The sequence below is a fragment of the Exiguobacterium sp. s150 genome (genome assembly GCF_018618435.1).
GTDB lineage: Bacteria > Bacillota > Bacilli > Exiguobacteriales > Exiguobacteriaceae > Exiguobacterium > Exiguobacterium alkaliphilum.
Window position 1 is genome coordinate 25,352 of sequence record NZ_JACSMC010000025.1, and the last position, 15,474, is coordinate 40,825.

The window sequence follows — 15,474 nt, forward strand, 5'->3', positions numbered from 1 at the left end:
GGTTTTTTTTATTGGCAATGGGGAAATCCGATTTGCGGCTTTCATAAGAACTTGATATGAATAACGTGTAAGGCACAATAAACGGTATGGAGGATGAACAGATGACGCAGTTGACGAATGACACAAGAGCTTTGATTCCGGTGTTTAACGAGTATGGGGAAGCCGAGACGCTCGTCTATCAGCCGGACGGGATTCATCGGATGAAAGGGGCACCGATGCAGTTGCTCGAGCACGCTTGTCTCTATTATGGATCGAGCATCCAAGGGCGCATCGAGGCGGCACGACACGTGCTCGGTCCGCACCGGAAAACACCGGTCGTCATGGATTGGCATGCCGACGCGGTCTTCTTTCCGACGATTGCGAAAGAGAGCCCGGACTGCGCATGGATCAACTTTCAACACGTCACGGACATCAAACCGGGGGCGAACGGCACGCACATTCAATTTTTGACGGGCGAGTCCGTCCAAGTGAACGTGTCCGACCATACCGTCTCGCGTCAGAAGCAACGTTCCATCGAAATCTCATACGCTTTCCAAAAACGGTTTCACGGTAGCACATTGAAACAAACGTAAGCATTGAAATCGATATGGAACCCCTCTATGATGAAGAAGAATAGTTCATATGTGTATTTGCACATTATCTGAAAGCGAGGGGTCCATATGTTTTTTCAACAAATGATTGAGCGAGGAAAACTCGTCATCGTGTTTTTACTCGTCGCAATCATCGTCGGCGTGCTCACGTTCTTCCAACTGCCGAAGCGTGAAATCCCGGAGACGAGCATCAACATCGTGCTCGTCCAGACGCCGTATCCAGGGGCGACTGCTGAAGCGGTCGAACGGAACGTCACGAGTGTGCTCGAGGACGAATTAAGGAACATCGAAGGGGTAGAGAACGTGACCTCCCTCTCGGCGTCCGAGTTCTCAAACATCACGGTCGAATATGAGGACGGCTTGAACAAGTCAGAACTTCAGGCGAACGTGCGCCAAGCCGTGTCGGATGCCCAGTCGCGTCTGCCGGATGAGGCGCTTCCGCCGACCGTGAACGATTCGGTCGGTCAACTTCCGGTCGCCTCGTATTTGTTGACGGCGGATGACCGTGAATCACTCGAGACGATTCGAGGCAACGTCGAACAGGTAGAAGAACGCCTGTCCCGCACGGCCGGCGTGACCGGCGTGACGATTAAAGGGCTCCCGGAAACGGAGTTCGTCGTCTCGCTCGATTCGGAAGCGCTCGGGGAACGCCAACTCGCCTTCCCAGACGTGTTAACGGCCATCAATGAAGAGTACAAGACGACGCCGCTCGGACGTCAATCGACGGAAGACGGCATCTATCAGCTTGCGATCGATAGCTTGACGAACGTCAATGACATGGACCAAGTCGTCATCGGATCGTTCGAAGGCGAGCCGGTGTTGCTCGCAGACGTCGGTACGGTCGAGGAGGCACCGAAAGCGGTGACCGACCTCGTCTCGCTTGACGGGAAGCCGGCCGTCTCGTTCACGGTGACGATTGAACCAGGTCAAGACATTCCAACGCTTCAGGAACGGGTCGACGAAGTCGTCACATCGGAAGTCGGCAACCTCGACAGCGTCGAGCTCGTCACGTACTCCGATCAGGCGGAAGCGGTCGATGCGATCTTCTCCTCGCTCACGCGCGAGTTTTTGATCGCGATGATCGCGGTCATCGTCGTGACGACGATCGGCTTGACGTTCACGGGCTCGCTCATCGTCAGTTTGGCGATCCCGCTCTCGTTCTTGCTCGCGTTGATTCCGCTCCGCTTCACCGGGGTCGATTTGAACCAAATCTCGATTATCGGCGCGATTATCGCCCTCGGGATTCTCGTCGATGACGCCATCGTCGTCAACGACAATATTTTACGTCGATACCGGAAAGGGGACTCGGCGATGCTCGGGGCCGTCCGTGGGACGAAGGAAGTGTGGGGCTCGATCGTCACGTCGACGCTCGCTGTCGTCTTCGCCTTCTTGCCGCTGACGTTACTGTCGGGCGCGAACGGGAACTTCATCCGGGCGCTGCCGACCGTGCTCGCTTTATCGGTGCTCGCATCAATGGTCATCAGCTTGACGCTTGTCCCGATCGCGCAATATTGGCTGAACCGCAAGCAAGTCCGCGTCTCGAAACGCGAGCCGGGTTGGCTCGGTGGACCGCTTAACCGGTTGAGCAACTTCTATGCAGATAAATTGCTCCCGCTCGTCGCGAAACGGCCATGGACGTTCGGTCTCGTCGGCTTCGTCCTCACGACGGCGCTCTACGGCCTCATCTTGTTGACGCCGTTCGAGTTCTTCCCGGCAGCGAACCGCCCGGAAGTCGTCACGAGCGTCACGTTCCCGGTCCAGACGAACCTTGAAGAGACGGAACGTCGCTTGAGGCAGATGGAAGCCGAGTTCCGAGACGTCGACGGCGTCGTCGAGACGTCCGTCTTCGCCGGAAGTGGATTGCCGAGTCTGTTCACAGGTGGGCTAGACCAGTCAGGCGAAAACACAGGACAGATCGTCGTCCGCGTCGATAACGATCAAATTGACGCGATTCAACTGATTGACCGCTACACGACACAATTACGTGAAAATTATCCTGACGCGGAGATTTTCTTAGAAACGCAACAGCAAGGACCACCGGCTTCGGCCCCGGTCGAGTTCACGATGCGCGGTGAGACGATTGATCAGCTTGTCGAAGCCCGCGACACGGTGAAAGCCGAGCTCGAGGCGATAGAAGGTGCGCTCGTCCTCGACGACATCAAAGAGCCGTTCCAGACGCTCACGTACGAGCTCGACCGTGAAGCGATGGCATCCGCCGGTGTGACGGCGAAGACGATCAGTGATCAAATCCGTCTCGTCACAGACGGGGTGCCAATCGGAACGTTCGACGACGGTGTCGAGCAACGTGACGTCAAAATCGTCATCGATGCTGAGGCGAACCGTGAGGCGCTCGCACTAGACGACATTCTCGTCCCGGTGCAAACGGAGGCCGGTCCGCCGGTCGCCCCGCTCAGTACGTTCGTCGATGAGACGACGACCGAGCAAATTCAACAAATCCCGCGGGAGAACGGAGAACGCACCGTGACGCTTCGCATCTATCCGACCGAAGGGATGGACGAGGAAGCGTTCAGAGCGGACGTCGATCGCGTGCTTGACGACGCGCAAGCCGGCTTGACTGACGATGGCATCTCATTCGCCCAGACCGGGTCGAGTGATACGCAAAACGAGTTCTTCCTCGAACTCGCGACGTTGTTCGTCGTCGTCTTGTTCTTGATCTTCTTGATTATCGCGTTCCAGTTCAACTCGTTGTCCTTGCCGCTACTCGTCTTGTTCACGATTTACTTGGCCATCGCTGGCGCGGTCGTAGGTCTATTCGTGACGCAGACACCGTTTAGCTTCATGGCCTCGATGGGGATGGTCTCGCTCGCCGGAATCGTCGTCCGGAATGCGGTCGTCTTGTTCGAATTCATCGAGCAGGGCATTCGCCAAGGGATGGCGGTCACGACGGCGGTATATGAGGCCGGCCGGGCTCGGATTCGTCCAATCTTGTTGACGGCGCTCACGGCGGTCGTTGCCCTGTTGCCGGTCGCCCTCGGTAGTGATCCGCTCTTCAAGCCGCTCGCGATCGGGATTGTCTCAGGAATCATGTTCTCGACGATTCTCACGCTCGTCCTCGTGCCGGCGTATTACCTGATTTTGGCGAAACGTCGCCACCGTGACAAACCGTTCACGGAATGACTTGAGACCGGCCGCCGTGCCGGTCTTTTGTCTGTCGGCTGTTTCGGCAGCGGGAGAGATGTTTTTTTGAGATGCTCTATGGGTATAATAAGAGAAGGACTTCACAATATTGGAGGGAATCAACGATGAATGATTCATACACATGGTTAAATCGCCGGACGATTCGCCCGGCTTATAGTGCGACAGGGGGACGGGCGTGGACGAGTGAGCGCGTCGTCCGTCCTGATGCGGCGCGTGGAAAGACGGTTCGTGGTGTGAAACGCGTCCGTCGCCCATACACGGACGAGCATGGCAACCGCCGCTACACGACGAGTCGTGTCGTCATCACCGATGCGGCGCGTAAAGCACGGGCGAACGGTCACGGCGAAGCGGCCGTTCAACTCGAACTGTCGGTGCCGACGCCGTATGAGCGCGTGCGTGAGATGATTCCGACGAAGAAAGTGCTCGTCCCGGTCATGGCCGGCCTCGCCGTCGCCGGTGGGATTGCCGGTGCGGTCTATGCGCTGCGGAAGAAAAAGCGAAACAAGAACAAATAAAAAAATCGCCCCAGCCCGGGCGATTTTTTTATTTGAGACGGTCGGCGAGAATTCGGTTCAATTCGGTTTCACCGAGTTCACGCATTTCGTCCTCGTTCTCTTGGTCATACGACTCATCCGTGAAGCGTCCCACGAATTCGACTTTTCCGTTCCCGAGTTCACGGAAGACGAGGTTTTTTCGGTCGTTATAAAAGACGACACGATATTCCCGTCCGTTCTCATGCATATAGTTGAACACGCCTTTAATGTGGTCCATGTTCTTTTCTTCAGGCTGATCCTCTTCTTCGTCATCCTCATCGAGCGCATCGGCGAGGACAGCCGTAGGCTCGACTTCTTCCGTTTCTTCCTCAGAGGAAACGGCTTCTTTTTTCTCTTCTTCTGTCATGACAACGACCTCCTTTGCTTACTTTCCTATCATACCCGCTTTTTGAAAAGCTGACTACTCAAAATGGTGGGAGCAGACGCGAACGACGTTAGACGACGACATAATCAAGCGATGGAACAGCTGTCGTTTGACCGGTTCGGGCGCCTCGACCGTCTTGAGCGCCTGTTCCATGCAACCGAGCCAATGCCCGGCGTGTGTCTCCGAAATCGGGTGGTCCCGATGAATCATCGCCAAGTTTCCACCGCCACGTCGTTCCGTATACAGTTTCGGCCCGCCGAGTAGTTGAGTCAGAAACTCAAACTGATGTTGTTTTACCCGCTCTTTGTCATCCGGAAACAGCGGCAGTAAGACCGGATCGGCGTAGACGAGGTCATAAAATGCCTCGACGAGTTGTTTGACGCCGCGTTCGCCTCCAAATTGTTCATATGCACTCATCATCCATCCCCCTCATACCTTTAGTCTAATCGATTTTCATGGAGCATGGGTAAAGGAAAGGGTTAGTCTTTTTTTGCTTAGGTGAAACGGAGGTTTCGCTCTACAAACCGGGAGCGATACGTCATAATAAAGAAAAAAGGGAAGGGGTGTTCGCCTAAATGACGGTCACTTTTCATGTCGGACGTTCCGGGAGCGGAAAGAGCGAATCGATGATGCGTCACATCATCAAGGAACTCAAACGCGACCCGAGCGGACCGACCATCTATTTATTGGTACCGGACCAAATGTCATTTGAGATGGAACGGAAGATGGCGATGACGGACGGCTTGACGGGTTCGACCCGAGTGCAAGTATTATCGATGCGCCGCCTTGCGTTCTTGCTCATGCGTGACCACGGCATCTCGACCGAACAGTTTTTGGATCAGACGGGGACGCATCTGTTGTTGCGTCGCGTCGTCGAGATGAACGAGGAGCGGCTGACACTGTTCCGACGGACGATGAACCAATACGGGTTTTATGAGGAGTTGAACACGCTCATCACGATGTTGAAGCGTGGGCTCGTCGACCCGGAACAATTGCTCCGCTTGAGCGAGCAAGATCCGCATCGGGCGTTAAAGTTACAAGACTTATCGATTCTATATGAAGGGTTCATGGCGATGACGGCCGATAAGGCGCTCCATGCGGAAGACTATTTCAACGTCATGCTCGAGCTGTTACCAGAGGTTGACTTGACGGGCACGCAGTTTTACGTCGACGGGTTCAACGAGTTCTCCGAGCAAGAGCTCGCCGTCCTCGTCGCGATTGCCGAGAAAGCCCCGCTGTCGGTCTTATTGACGATTGATCCGGACACGCTTTATCGGCCGAATCCGCTCTTCGGTCCGACGCAGCGGACGCTCATGCGGTTCAAAGAACGACTGTCCGAGTCACGAATCAGCTCGACAGACGTGCCGCACGATGGCGCGAAGCGGTTCACGCATCCGAGTCTCGCCTATCTCGAGGCGACGTTCGGCCAAATGACCGCGGCACCTTATACGCGCGAAACGAACCACGTCTCGCTCGAGGCCGCCGTCGATCGGACGGTCGAGGTGGAGGCGGCTGTCCGTGAAGTGATGCGGCTCGTCCGCGAAGACGGGTACCGCTATCGAGATATCGCCTTCGTCTCGCGTTCGCTTGAAGCGTATGGGGACTTGGCATCACAGGCCCTGCAGAAAGCGGCATTGCCGTTCTTTCTCGATGAGCGGCAACCGATGCTCGACCATCCCGTGGTCGAACTGTTGAAGGCGACCGTCGACATTGCCCTCCGCGGGTATCGGGAAGAGCCGGTGTTCCGCGCGCTCAAGACGGAGCTCGTCTTACTCGACGCCGAGCATCGCCGCACGTCGGTCGATCGACTCGAGGCGTTCGTCATCGAACGCGGCATCAAGCATTACCATTGGCACGACGAGTGGCAATTGAAGCGCCGGGCTGAGGACGAAGCGAAGCTTACCGGGGAAGAACTCGATCTCGAGACCGCGCTCAACCGTTATCGCCAGACCGTCGTCGACACGTTCGACCCGCTCTTGGCTGACTTGAAGGCGGCCAAGACGATGCAGGCATACACGCATGCCATCTATCACTTCCTGGAGCGAATCGATGTCGCCGCTTGTCTATCGTATTGGCGCGACGAGGCGCTCGAGGACGCCCGATTGCTCGAGGCCCGCGAGCATACGCAAGTATGGGACGCGGTGTTGCACTTACTTGAACAGCTCGAGGCGGCCGCGCCGGAAGAGACGCTCTCGACGGAACTGTTCTTGCAGATGATGGACACCGGACTCGATAGTCTGCGTTATGCTCTCGTGCCTCCGTCGCTCGATCAATTGACGGTGACGGATTATGTCCGGGGGCGTCTCATCGATAAGAAAGTCATCTTTTTACTCGGGGCGAACGAGGACCAAATCCCGCTCGTCGCGACGCAGTCGAAACTGTTGACCGACCACGACCTCGACTTCATGCATGAGCATGGCGTACGGGCCGGAAAAGCGACCGAGCATCTGTTTGACGATGAGACGTATTACGTCTATAAAGCGCTGACGGCACCGAGTCATCGGTTGTACGTCAGCTATGCGCTCGTCGACCGGAGCGGGAAGGCGATTCAGCCGGCTGGGTTCGTCGCCGACATCAAGACGCGCCTGTTGAATGGCGCCGTCGTCAAGACGCACTTCGCCGAGGCCGGTGAACATCGTCCGGCCGATCAACTTCGCTTCATCACGAACGTCAACCAGACGGCGGCCGTGACCGCACTCGAGTTGCAACGCCTCAGCCGACACTATCCGATTCAAGACACATGGTTCGCTGTTTATAACGAGCTACTCAAGCATCCGGAAGGACGCGCGCGCATCCGTCTGTTGACGAGCGCCTTGTTTTATCAGAACGTACCGGAGCCGCTCTCAAAAGACGTGGCCAAGTCACTTTACACGAACTCGATTCGGGCGAGCGTGTCCCGACTCGAGACGTTCCAGGCGTGCCCGTTCCGCCACTTCGCGAGTTACGGGCTTCGCCTCAGGGAGCGCCGCTTGTATCGGCTCGAGGCACCGGATATCGGGAACTTGTACCATCGAACGATCGAACACATGTCTCAAACCGTGAAGATGGACGGGAAGGAGTGGCGCGACGTCGATCAAGCCGAGTGCGTGACACTCGCCGAGTCTGCCGTCGAACTCGTCACCCCGGAGATTCAGCATGCGATTTTAATGAGCTCGAACCGCTATGGATATTTGAAGAAGAAATTGACCGACGTCGTCACGAAGACGGCCGAAGTGTTGATTGAACAGTCGAAACGAGACGGGTTCGATCCCGTAGCGTTCGAGCTCGCATTCGGCAGCGGCAACTTCCCGCCCGTCTCGTTCACGCTCAGCAACGGGGCGACGTGTGAACTCGTCGGCCGCATCGACCGGGTCGACACGGCACAGGTCCATGACCAGCTCTACGTCCGGATCGTCGACTACAAGTCGAGCAAGCGCGATATCGATTTCGCTGAGATTTATTACGGTCTCGCCATGCAGATGCTCATCTATTTGAAAGTGTTGATTGAGCAGGCCGATGCCTGGACGAAAGAGAACGTCGCACCAGCAGCGGCGCTCTATTTCCACGTCCACCGGCCGCTCGTCACACCGGGCGGGACGGAGGCTGACACGGCGCGTAAAGTGCTCGAGTCGTATCAGATGCAAGGGCTGCTCGTCGACGACCCGGAAGTGCTCGACATGATGGACCGGACGGCGAAGGCGGAAGCGAAAAAATCGATCGTCATCCCGGTCAAATATAAGAAAGACGGGACGATTGATGCGAACACGGTGAAGAAAGTCGTCACGCCGCCGCAACTCGAACAGTTGATGGACCACGCCATTGATATAGCCGAGGCGAGCGCCGAGGCGATGTATGACGGCACAATCGGTGTCGAGCCGTACGAGTACAAGGAGCGCCGTCCGTGCCAGACGTGTCCGTATCAGAGCGTCTGTCATTTTGACGAGGCGCTCGCCAATGAGCCGCGACAGTTGAAGAAGCTAGAGAAAAACGATGTGCTATCAAGATTAGGAGGTGACGCCGATGAAGTGGACGAATGACCAACAAGCCGCCATCGACGCGAGGGATTCACACGTGCTCGTCTCGGCAGCGGCCGGTTCCGGGAAGACGGCCGTCCTCGTCGAACGGCTCGCGAGCCGACTGCTCGATGAAAACGACGACTTGACGGCCGACCGCATGCTCGTCGTCACGTTCACGAACGCGGCAGCGGCAGAGATGAAACGGCGAATCGCCAAAGCGCTCGACGGGGCACTTCGTGATGACCCGGATAACGACTACGTCCGGCGGCAACGTCAAATGCTCAACCGGGCGCTCATCACGACGATTCACTCGTTTTGCTTAGAAGTGATTCGGGAGAACTATTATTTGCTCGACCTCGACCCGGCGTTTAAAATCGCCGAGGAACGAGATTTGGTGCTCCTTCAAGACGACGTCCTCGAAGACGTCCTTGAAGAAGAATACGGGAAACAAGACAGCGGCTTCTTCGCCCTTGTCGACGCCTATACGTCAGACCGGGGCGACAATGAGCTTGAAGAGCTCATCCTCGGATTGTATCACTATGCCCGGACGCTCCCGGACCCGGAGGCGTACTTGGATGAACTCGTTTCGCTCTATCAGATGGACAGCGACCCGGACGAAGAGCCGCTCTTAATCGAGTTCGGCCGTGTGTTGTTCACCGATATCGAACGGGCGCTTCGGCAGCTCCGACGTGTCGGCATCGAGCTTCGTCTTGCCGGTTACGAGGCCCAAGCTGAGAACGTGCTCGCCGCGATTGCCCCGTTCGAACGAATCGAGGCGGAGACGTTGAAATGGAGCGAGCTCGAGACGGCGGCACGGGCCGTCAAGTTTGGCACGATGAAGTCGGTCAAACGGGTAGACGAGCATGCCATCTATCATAACGTGTTAAAACCCGCGTACGATCAGGCGAAGAAAAAATTGACGGATGCGCTCACGGAGGCGAGCGTGAGCGGGGCCGACCATCTCGAGGCCCTCGCGGCGCAACGTCCGCTCGTCGAGACGCTCGTCGGGACGGTCCGGACGTTCGCCGTCGCTTACGAGCAGGCGAAGCGCGACCGGGCGTTCGTCGACTTCAGTGACCTTGAACATTACGCCCTCGCCATCTTGCGAGAAGGGGACGCGCCGTCCTCGGTCGCTTCGCTCTATAAACAACGGTTCGTCGAGGTGCTCATCGATGAGTACCAAGATACGAACGAGATTCAGGAGACGATTATCGGTCTGGTCAGTCAAGAAGACGAACAAGTCGGCAACCTGTTCATGGTCGGCGATATCAAGCAGTCGATCTATCGCTTCCGTCACGCCGAGCCAGGCCTCTTCATCGACAAGGCGACGCGATTCAAACGAACGGAGGCGGGCCAGCGCATCGACTTGTCACAAAATTTCCGCAGCCGGGCCGAAGTGCTCCACGGCATCAACGATTTGTTCATTCAGTTGATGGACGAGGAAGTCGGAGAAATCGCATACGACGAGGCGGCCCGTCTCGTGCCAGGCCGCGACTACGAGCCGCTCGAGGCGAGTCCGGAGCTCGTGCTCGTCAACGGACAGAGCCACGAGTTGTCGAAGCAAGAACTTGAAGGTCGAGCGATCGCGACACGCATTTTAGAGCTCGTCTCAGGCGACGAACCGTTCAAAGTGACCGATGAAGAGACCGGGTTACTCCGCTCATGTGAATATCGGGATATCGTCATTCTCGTCCGATCGAAGAAAGAACGAGTCGAACAGTTGATGGATATCTTGACCCAATACAATATCCCGGCGTACACCGACTCGGACGGCGGCTACTTCCAGGCGACGGAGATTCGGATGATGTTGTCTGTCTTGAAACTGATTGACAACCCGCTCCAAGACATCCCTCTCGCTGGGGCACTCCGTTCTCCGATGTTCGGTTTCACGGACGAAGAGCTCGCCAAGATTCGCCTCGAGTCGGAGGAGTCGTTCTATGACGCTTTGAAGATGAAGGCGGACGATGAGGATGAGCTCGGCTTGAAGTGCGGTGAGGTGCTCGACCGACTCTCGATGTGGCGAACGTTCGCCCGCAACCACAGCCTGTCTGAACTGATTCAACAAGTGTTCAACGATACCGGGTTTTATGATTTTGCCGGCGGTCTGCCGGGTGGGAAAGGTCGCCAAGAGAACTTGAAGGCACTCTATGACCGAGCGCTCTCCTACGAGCGGAGCGGGTATCGGGGGCTGTATCGCTTCTTACGTGTGATGGATCGATTGCAGGATAACGGGGAGGACTTGTCGGAAGCCAGGTCGCTCGGGGAAGAAGAGAACGTCGTCCGCATCATGACGGTCCATAAATCGAAAGGGCTTGAATTCCCGGTGACAATCGTCGCCCAGCTCGGCAAGCAGTTCAACAAGCGTGATCAAATGCAACGGGTCATCTTCCATAAACGGTACGGCATCTCCTTGGATGCGATCGACGTTATCACGCGGACACGCACCGAGACGTTCGTCAAAGAGATGATTCGCCGAGACCTCGACAAGACGATGAAAGCCGAAGAGATGCGCGTCTTGTACGTCGCGTTGACCCGGGCGAAAGAAAAATTGATTTTAGTCGGCACCGTCGCCGACCCGATGAAGCAAGTGCACGATTGGCTACACGTCGAGAGTCATGGCGAGGCGTTATCGGCCGAGGCAAGACGTGACGCCAAGACGTATTTGGATTGGGTCGCGCCGGCACTTCTCAAACTCGAGGGCGCCGCCCCGTTCCTTGAACGAAACGGCCTCCCGGTCTTTCGCGGGATGCCAGAGGCGACGCGCTGGACGTACCGTATCATCGCCGAAGACGATTTGGCCGAAGTGGCCGCGCTCCAAGAGATGATGGCGCAGCTCCATCACGTCAAACAGTTCGAAGCGATCGACTTCCCCGTCAAACGTGAGCAAGAAGTGACGGAGGCGGTTCGACGGGCGTTCGCTTACACGTATCCGGCCCAGGCCGCGACGGAGACGGCCGCCAAACAGACCGTCACCGAACTGAAACGGGCGATGCAACTGGAAACGGCGGCGTTTGAAGAGACGTTCCGGGCGACGGACACGCCGTATCGGGAACCGAAGTGGAAACAGACGGACCAGACCGGTGCCGAGCGCGGGACGACGCTTCACTTGTTGTTCCAACTGCTCGACCCAAGACAACCGATCGCGCCCCAAATCGACCGGCTCGAGAATCATCAGATGCTCAGCCCGGTCGAAGCGAAGACGGCCCGGCTCGCCATGGCAGATATCGAGACGTTTTTTGACGCCCCGATCGGCCGGGCGTTGACCGAGGCGTTAGCGAAAAATCAGGCGTGGCGCGAGTTGCCGTTCACGTATGCCGTGCCGGCCGAGCGCGTCAATCCAGACGGTGCGTTCACGGACGAACGGGTGCTCATCCAAGGGATTATCGACTGCCTCTTCTTTGACGGCGAGACGTATGTGCTTCTCGACTATAAATCCGACTCGGTGCTCTACTTGACGGACTCGGATGAGGCGGCGAGACAGATGTTGCGCGAACGCTATACGGTTCAACTCTCGCTTTACCGCGAGGCCATCGAATCGATTTGGGGAATTACGGTCGGGCAGACGGTCATTTACTCGCTCGATTTACAAGACGTTGTTTCAATATAATATAGACGGGAATTGTTTTCAGGTGTACGGTTATAAACCGTGCACCTTTTGTTTTGTGATTATGATATAAATCCGGTAAAATAATGAAATGGAATGAAAATGGAGGAATCGTCATGGTAAAAATCCTACTCGCAGAAGATGAAGAAGTATTACGCATGCTCGTTTTAGATACGTTAGAAGATGAAGGCTACGACATCGATGAGGCACCAGACGGCCTCGAAGCATACCGTTTGATTGAACAGAATGAATACGATCTCGTTATCGTTGACCATATGATGCCCGGCATGACCGGACTAGAAGTCATCGAGAAGGTCCGAAAATTACCGGGACGTCAACATACGAAAGTGATGATGTTGACGGCGAAGAGTCAACAATCTGACCGTGATTGCGCGAACGAGATTGGTGTCGACTACTTCATCTCGAAACCGTTCAGTCCGCTCGAACTCGTCAAAATTATAGGAGGCATCGTGAATTGAACAGATGGTTTAAGCAAAAGCTCGGCCGTGACATCATGGTCGTCCTCTATACATTTTTAGCGGTTGCTTTAATTGGGTCTGGCATCGCTTACTGGTACGTCGAGAATCGTCTCGAAGCGAACGAGGCGCGCCTTCGTGAGGTCGACGAGCGCATCAGCCGATTGAACACGCTTTGGGACGAGTGGCAAGGGGCGCAGTACGATTCGCGCGGCTATTTGTTGTTCGGCGATACGGAGGCGCTCGATCGGGCCCGCTCGAAAGAAAATGAGTTCCAACAAGAAATCAATTGGTTCAAGAGCGTCGTCCAGACGCGGCAAGGCGAGATTTTTGCGGACGACCTGCAAAATTTCCATGACTTTTATTTTGATGTGATTTTACCGGTCACGCTCGAATACGGGGAGTCGCGGAGAGAAGGTGAGGTCATCGAGACGTTCATCGACCCGGAGACGGTCGCGTCGCTCCCGACGGCCCAGCGCTTGATTGAGCAAGGTGTCGTCCAGTTCAGTCCGGAGCGCGGCATCGACACGCTCGGTCCGATTCAACAAATCGAGACGTCGCTCACGGACTACAGAGGGCTCATGGGCAGCGAAAAAGAGAAAGTATATACCGAATGGCGGCAAAACAATAACATTTTGCAGTTCTTATGGATTGCAAGCATCGTGTCGTTCGCCATCCTGATCCTTTTGTTCGTCCAACCGTTCTTGCGTCGCCAGTCGCGTCTAATTTCACGCCTCTCGGTCGCATCGGACCGCCTCTTGAAGGGTGAGATCGTCGATTTGAGCGATCAGATGGTCCGCGAAGACGAAATCGGGACGATGTCTCGCTCGTTCAACAAGATGGCCGAGACGCTTCGTGACAATGAGCGCCACTTGATTGAGAAGAATCACGAGCTTCAGGCGCAACAAGAAGAACTGATTGCCCAGCAAGAAGAGTTGCAAGCGCAACAACAAGAACTCGAAGAGATTCTCGAGCAGACGCAACAGAACGAGCAACATTTGGCGTACCGGAACGAGTTGACGGAGACGCTCGCAGCCCGCGACTCGTTGACGGCGTATCCAGAGATTATCGAGAAACTCGTCGCCATCACGGACTCGGAAGTCGGGGCACTCGTCTTCGTCGATGAGGCCGGCTCGTATTCAGTGACGAGCCACGGCCTAAACGAGACGCTCACGCGTCAGCTGCTTGAAAGTGAGAACTCGGTCCTCACCCGGGCGATGACGCTCCGGACGACGGTCCATTCGTCGAAACAAGTCGCCAGTGACCATCCGCTCCCGTATCCGTACTATATGTACGAGACGGCGGTCCCGGTCCACGACCCGACCGACGATACGATTATCGCGTTCATCTATCTCGTCCGCTATAAGGACCGTTTCACCCAGACGCAGATGGGCGACATCATGTCGTTCGCGCGTCAGCTGTCGCTCTCGCTTCTCCGGATGCGTCTCTTCGAAGAGATGACCCGTGAGAAAGGGAAGACCGAGCGGATTCTCGATTCGATTCGCGAAGCCGTCATTTACGTCGAGCACGCGACCGACGACGTCTTCGTCAACCGTCCGCTCTATGAAATGTTCCCGGAACTCGACGAGATCACATCGAACGAACTCGCCGAGCTGTCTTGGAACGAGTGGCGCGAGACGATTTCGACGACGGTCGACCAAGAAGACGACTTCCTGAAATATACGGAACGACTTTTCACTGACGACTTCCCGCATGACAGCGTCAGTTTCTCGATCCGTAAAGGCGAGATGAACCTACAGATGTACGCCGAACGGATCATCGTCGGCGGCATCTCGAAAGGGACGCTCCTCGTCTTCCGTGACATCACGAGCGAGACGGAGGCCGAACGGTTGAAGAGCGAGTTCATCTCGACGATCTCGCACGAGTTGCGCACGCCGCTCTCTTCGATTTATGGGTTCACCGAGCTCATGGTCAAGAAACAGCTGCCAAACGAGAAACAGGCGAAGTATTTGGAGACGATTCATGCCGAGACGGAGCGCCTGACGCATCTCGTCAACGACTTCCTCGACGTGCAGCGGATGGAAGCGGGCAGTCAAATGTATGACCGCGAACAACTCGACGTCGAGCCGGTCATCCGCGACATGATGACGTTTTATGAAGCTTCATCATTGAAGCACCAGTTCGAGCTCATCACATCCGACGACCGTCCGTATGAGCTGTATGCCGACTGTCAGAAGTTTAAGCAGCTGATGAGCAATTTGCTGTCGAATGCAGTGAAATATTCACCGCACGGCGGTAAAATCACGGTCGAATTGGCCCACCACGACCAGTCCGTGTCGATTAAAGTGAAGGACGAAGGGATCGGAATCCCGAGCGAAGCGCTCGACCGCCTCTTCGACAAGTTCTATCGCGTCGACAACTCGGACAGCCGTGAGATTGGCGGTACGGGTCTTGGACTCCCGATTTGTCAGGAAATCGTCCGAGGCCATGCCGGTCAAATCCATGTCGAGTCCGTGCAGCATCAAGGGTCGACGTTCACCGTCGTCATCCCGAGCTATGAGCATGCTGTTCGCGAAGAGACACCGACGACCGTATAAAGGAAAGAGGGGTGCCCGAAGTAAACTGTACCCTGAGTAGTAGACACTAAAAAAGTCTACTGCTCAGGGTTTTTGTGTACACTGAACTAAATCATATTGGGAGTGAATTCGAGTGTCGAAGAAGATGTTTACGTCAAAAGAAATAGATGCGCTAGCCGCAAATCCTTACGTTAA

The 15,474-nt window shown here is 55.9% G+C and carries 9 protein-coding genes; 7 read left to right on the forward strand and 2 right to left on the reverse strand.

Features of this window, described 5'->3' with window-relative positions; translation table 11 throughout:
• The first annotated feature begins 101 nt into the window (after nt 1–101).
• The 3 genes from KNP76_RS11670 to KNP76_RS11680 all read left to right on the forward strand — a co-directional run bounded on the left by KNP76_RS11670 (nt 102) and on the right by KNP76_RS11680 (nt 4,264).
• Complete coding sequence (locus KNP76_RS11670; protein ID WP_251137463.1) at nt 102–572, forward strand: competence protein ComK; 471 nt, start codon at nt 102–104, stop codon at nt 570–572.
• Nucleotides 573–674: 102 nt separating this feature from the next.
• Complete coding sequence (locus tag KNP76_RS11675) at nt 675–3,728, forward strand: efflux RND transporter permease subunit (protein ID WP_371816227.1); 3,054 nt, start codon at nt 675–677, stop codon at nt 3,726–3,728.
• Between the two features lie 125 nt (nt 3,729–3,853).
• Nucleotides 3,854–4,264, forward strand: coding sequence for a hypothetical protein (locus KNP76_RS11680; RefSeq protein ID WP_034807440.1), 411 nt, complete (start codon nt 3,854–3,856; stop codon nt 4,262–4,264).
• A 28-nt stretch (nt 4,265–4,292) separates the two neighbouring features.
• On the opposite strand, the gene KNP76_RS11685 is transcribed toward KNP76_RS11680, so the two are convergent.
• Nucleotides 4,293–4,649 (reverse strand): hypothetical protein, encoded by a 357-nt coding sequence (locus KNP76_RS11685; protein ID WP_034817759.1) that lies wholly within the window; start codon nt 4,647–4,649, stop codon nt 4,293–4,295.
• Nucleotides 4,650–4,703: 54 nt separating this feature from the next.
• The gene (locus KNP76_RS11690; protein WP_051622642.1) at nt 4,704–5,084 is read right to left on the reverse strand and encodes a truncated hemoglobin; all 381 of its coding nucleotides are present in this window, start codon (nt 5,082–5,084) and stop codon (nt 4,704–4,706) included.
• Nucleotides 5,085–5,242: 158 nt separating this feature from the next.
• Here KNP76_RS11690 and addB point away from each other — a divergent pair, with 158 nt between their 5' ends.
• The 4 genes from addB (at nt 5,243) to KNP76_RS11710 (ending at nt 15,300) form a co-directional block, all read left to right on the forward strand.
• The gene (gene addB, locus KNP76_RS11695) at nt 5,243–8,683 is read left to right on the forward strand and encodes a helicase-exonuclease AddAB subunit AddB (protein ID WP_214844633.1); all 3,441 of its coding nucleotides are present in this window, start codon (nt 5,243–5,245) and stop codon (nt 8,681–8,683) included.
• Complete coding sequence (addA, locus tag KNP76_RS11700; protein ID WP_034817756.1) at nt 8,667–12,269, forward strand: helicase-exonuclease AddAB subunit AddA; 3,603 nt, start codon at nt 8,667–8,669, stop codon at nt 12,267–12,269. Before addB ends, addA begins: the two co-directional genes overlap by 17 nt.
• Before the next feature lie 113 nt (nt 12,270–12,382).
• Complete coding sequence (locus tag KNP76_RS11705; protein WP_021066686.1) at nt 12,383–12,745, forward strand: response regulator; 363 nt, start codon at nt 12,383–12,385, stop codon at nt 12,743–12,745.
• Complete coding sequence (locus KNP76_RS11710) at nt 12,742–15,300, forward strand: sensor histidine kinase (protein ID WP_214844634.1); 2,559 nt, start codon at nt 12,742–12,744, stop codon at nt 15,298–15,300. The genes KNP76_RS11705 and KNP76_RS11710 overlap by 4 nt, the downstream gene beginning before the upstream one ends.
• Nucleotides 15,301–15,474: the final 174 nt, after the last annotated feature.

Coding starts and splice junctions, on each gene's coding strand:
- KNP76_RS11675 (WP_371816227.1), top strand. CDS start 675: ATGATTGAGCGAGGAAAACTCGTCATCGTGTTTTTACTCGTCGCAATC.
- KNP76_RS11680 (WP_034807440.1), top strand. CDS start 3,854: ATGAATGATTCATACACATGGTTAAATCGCCGGACGATTCGCCCGGCT.
- KNP76_RS11705 (WP_021066686.1), top strand. CDS start 12,383: ATGGTAAAAATCCTACTCGCAGAAGATGAAGAAGTATTACGCATGCTC.
- KNP76_RS11685 (WP_034817759.1), bottom strand. CDS start 4,649: ATGACAGAAGAAGAGAAAAAAGAAGCCGTTTCCTCTGAGGAAGAAACG.
- addB (WP_214844633.1), top strand. CDS start 5,243: ATGACGGTCACTTTTCATGTCGGACGTTCCGGGAGCGGAAAGAGCGAA.
- KNP76_RS11690 (WP_051622642.1), bottom strand. CDS start 5,084: ATGAGTGCATATGAACAATTTGGAGGCGAACGCGGCGTCAAACAACTC.
- KNP76_RS11670 (WP_251137463.1), top strand. CDS start 102: ATGACGCAGTTGACGAATGACACAAGAGCTTTGATTCCGGTGTTTAAC.
- addA (WP_034817756.1), top strand. CDS start 8,667: ATGAAGTGGACGAATGACCAACAAGCCGCCATCGACGCGAGGGATTCA.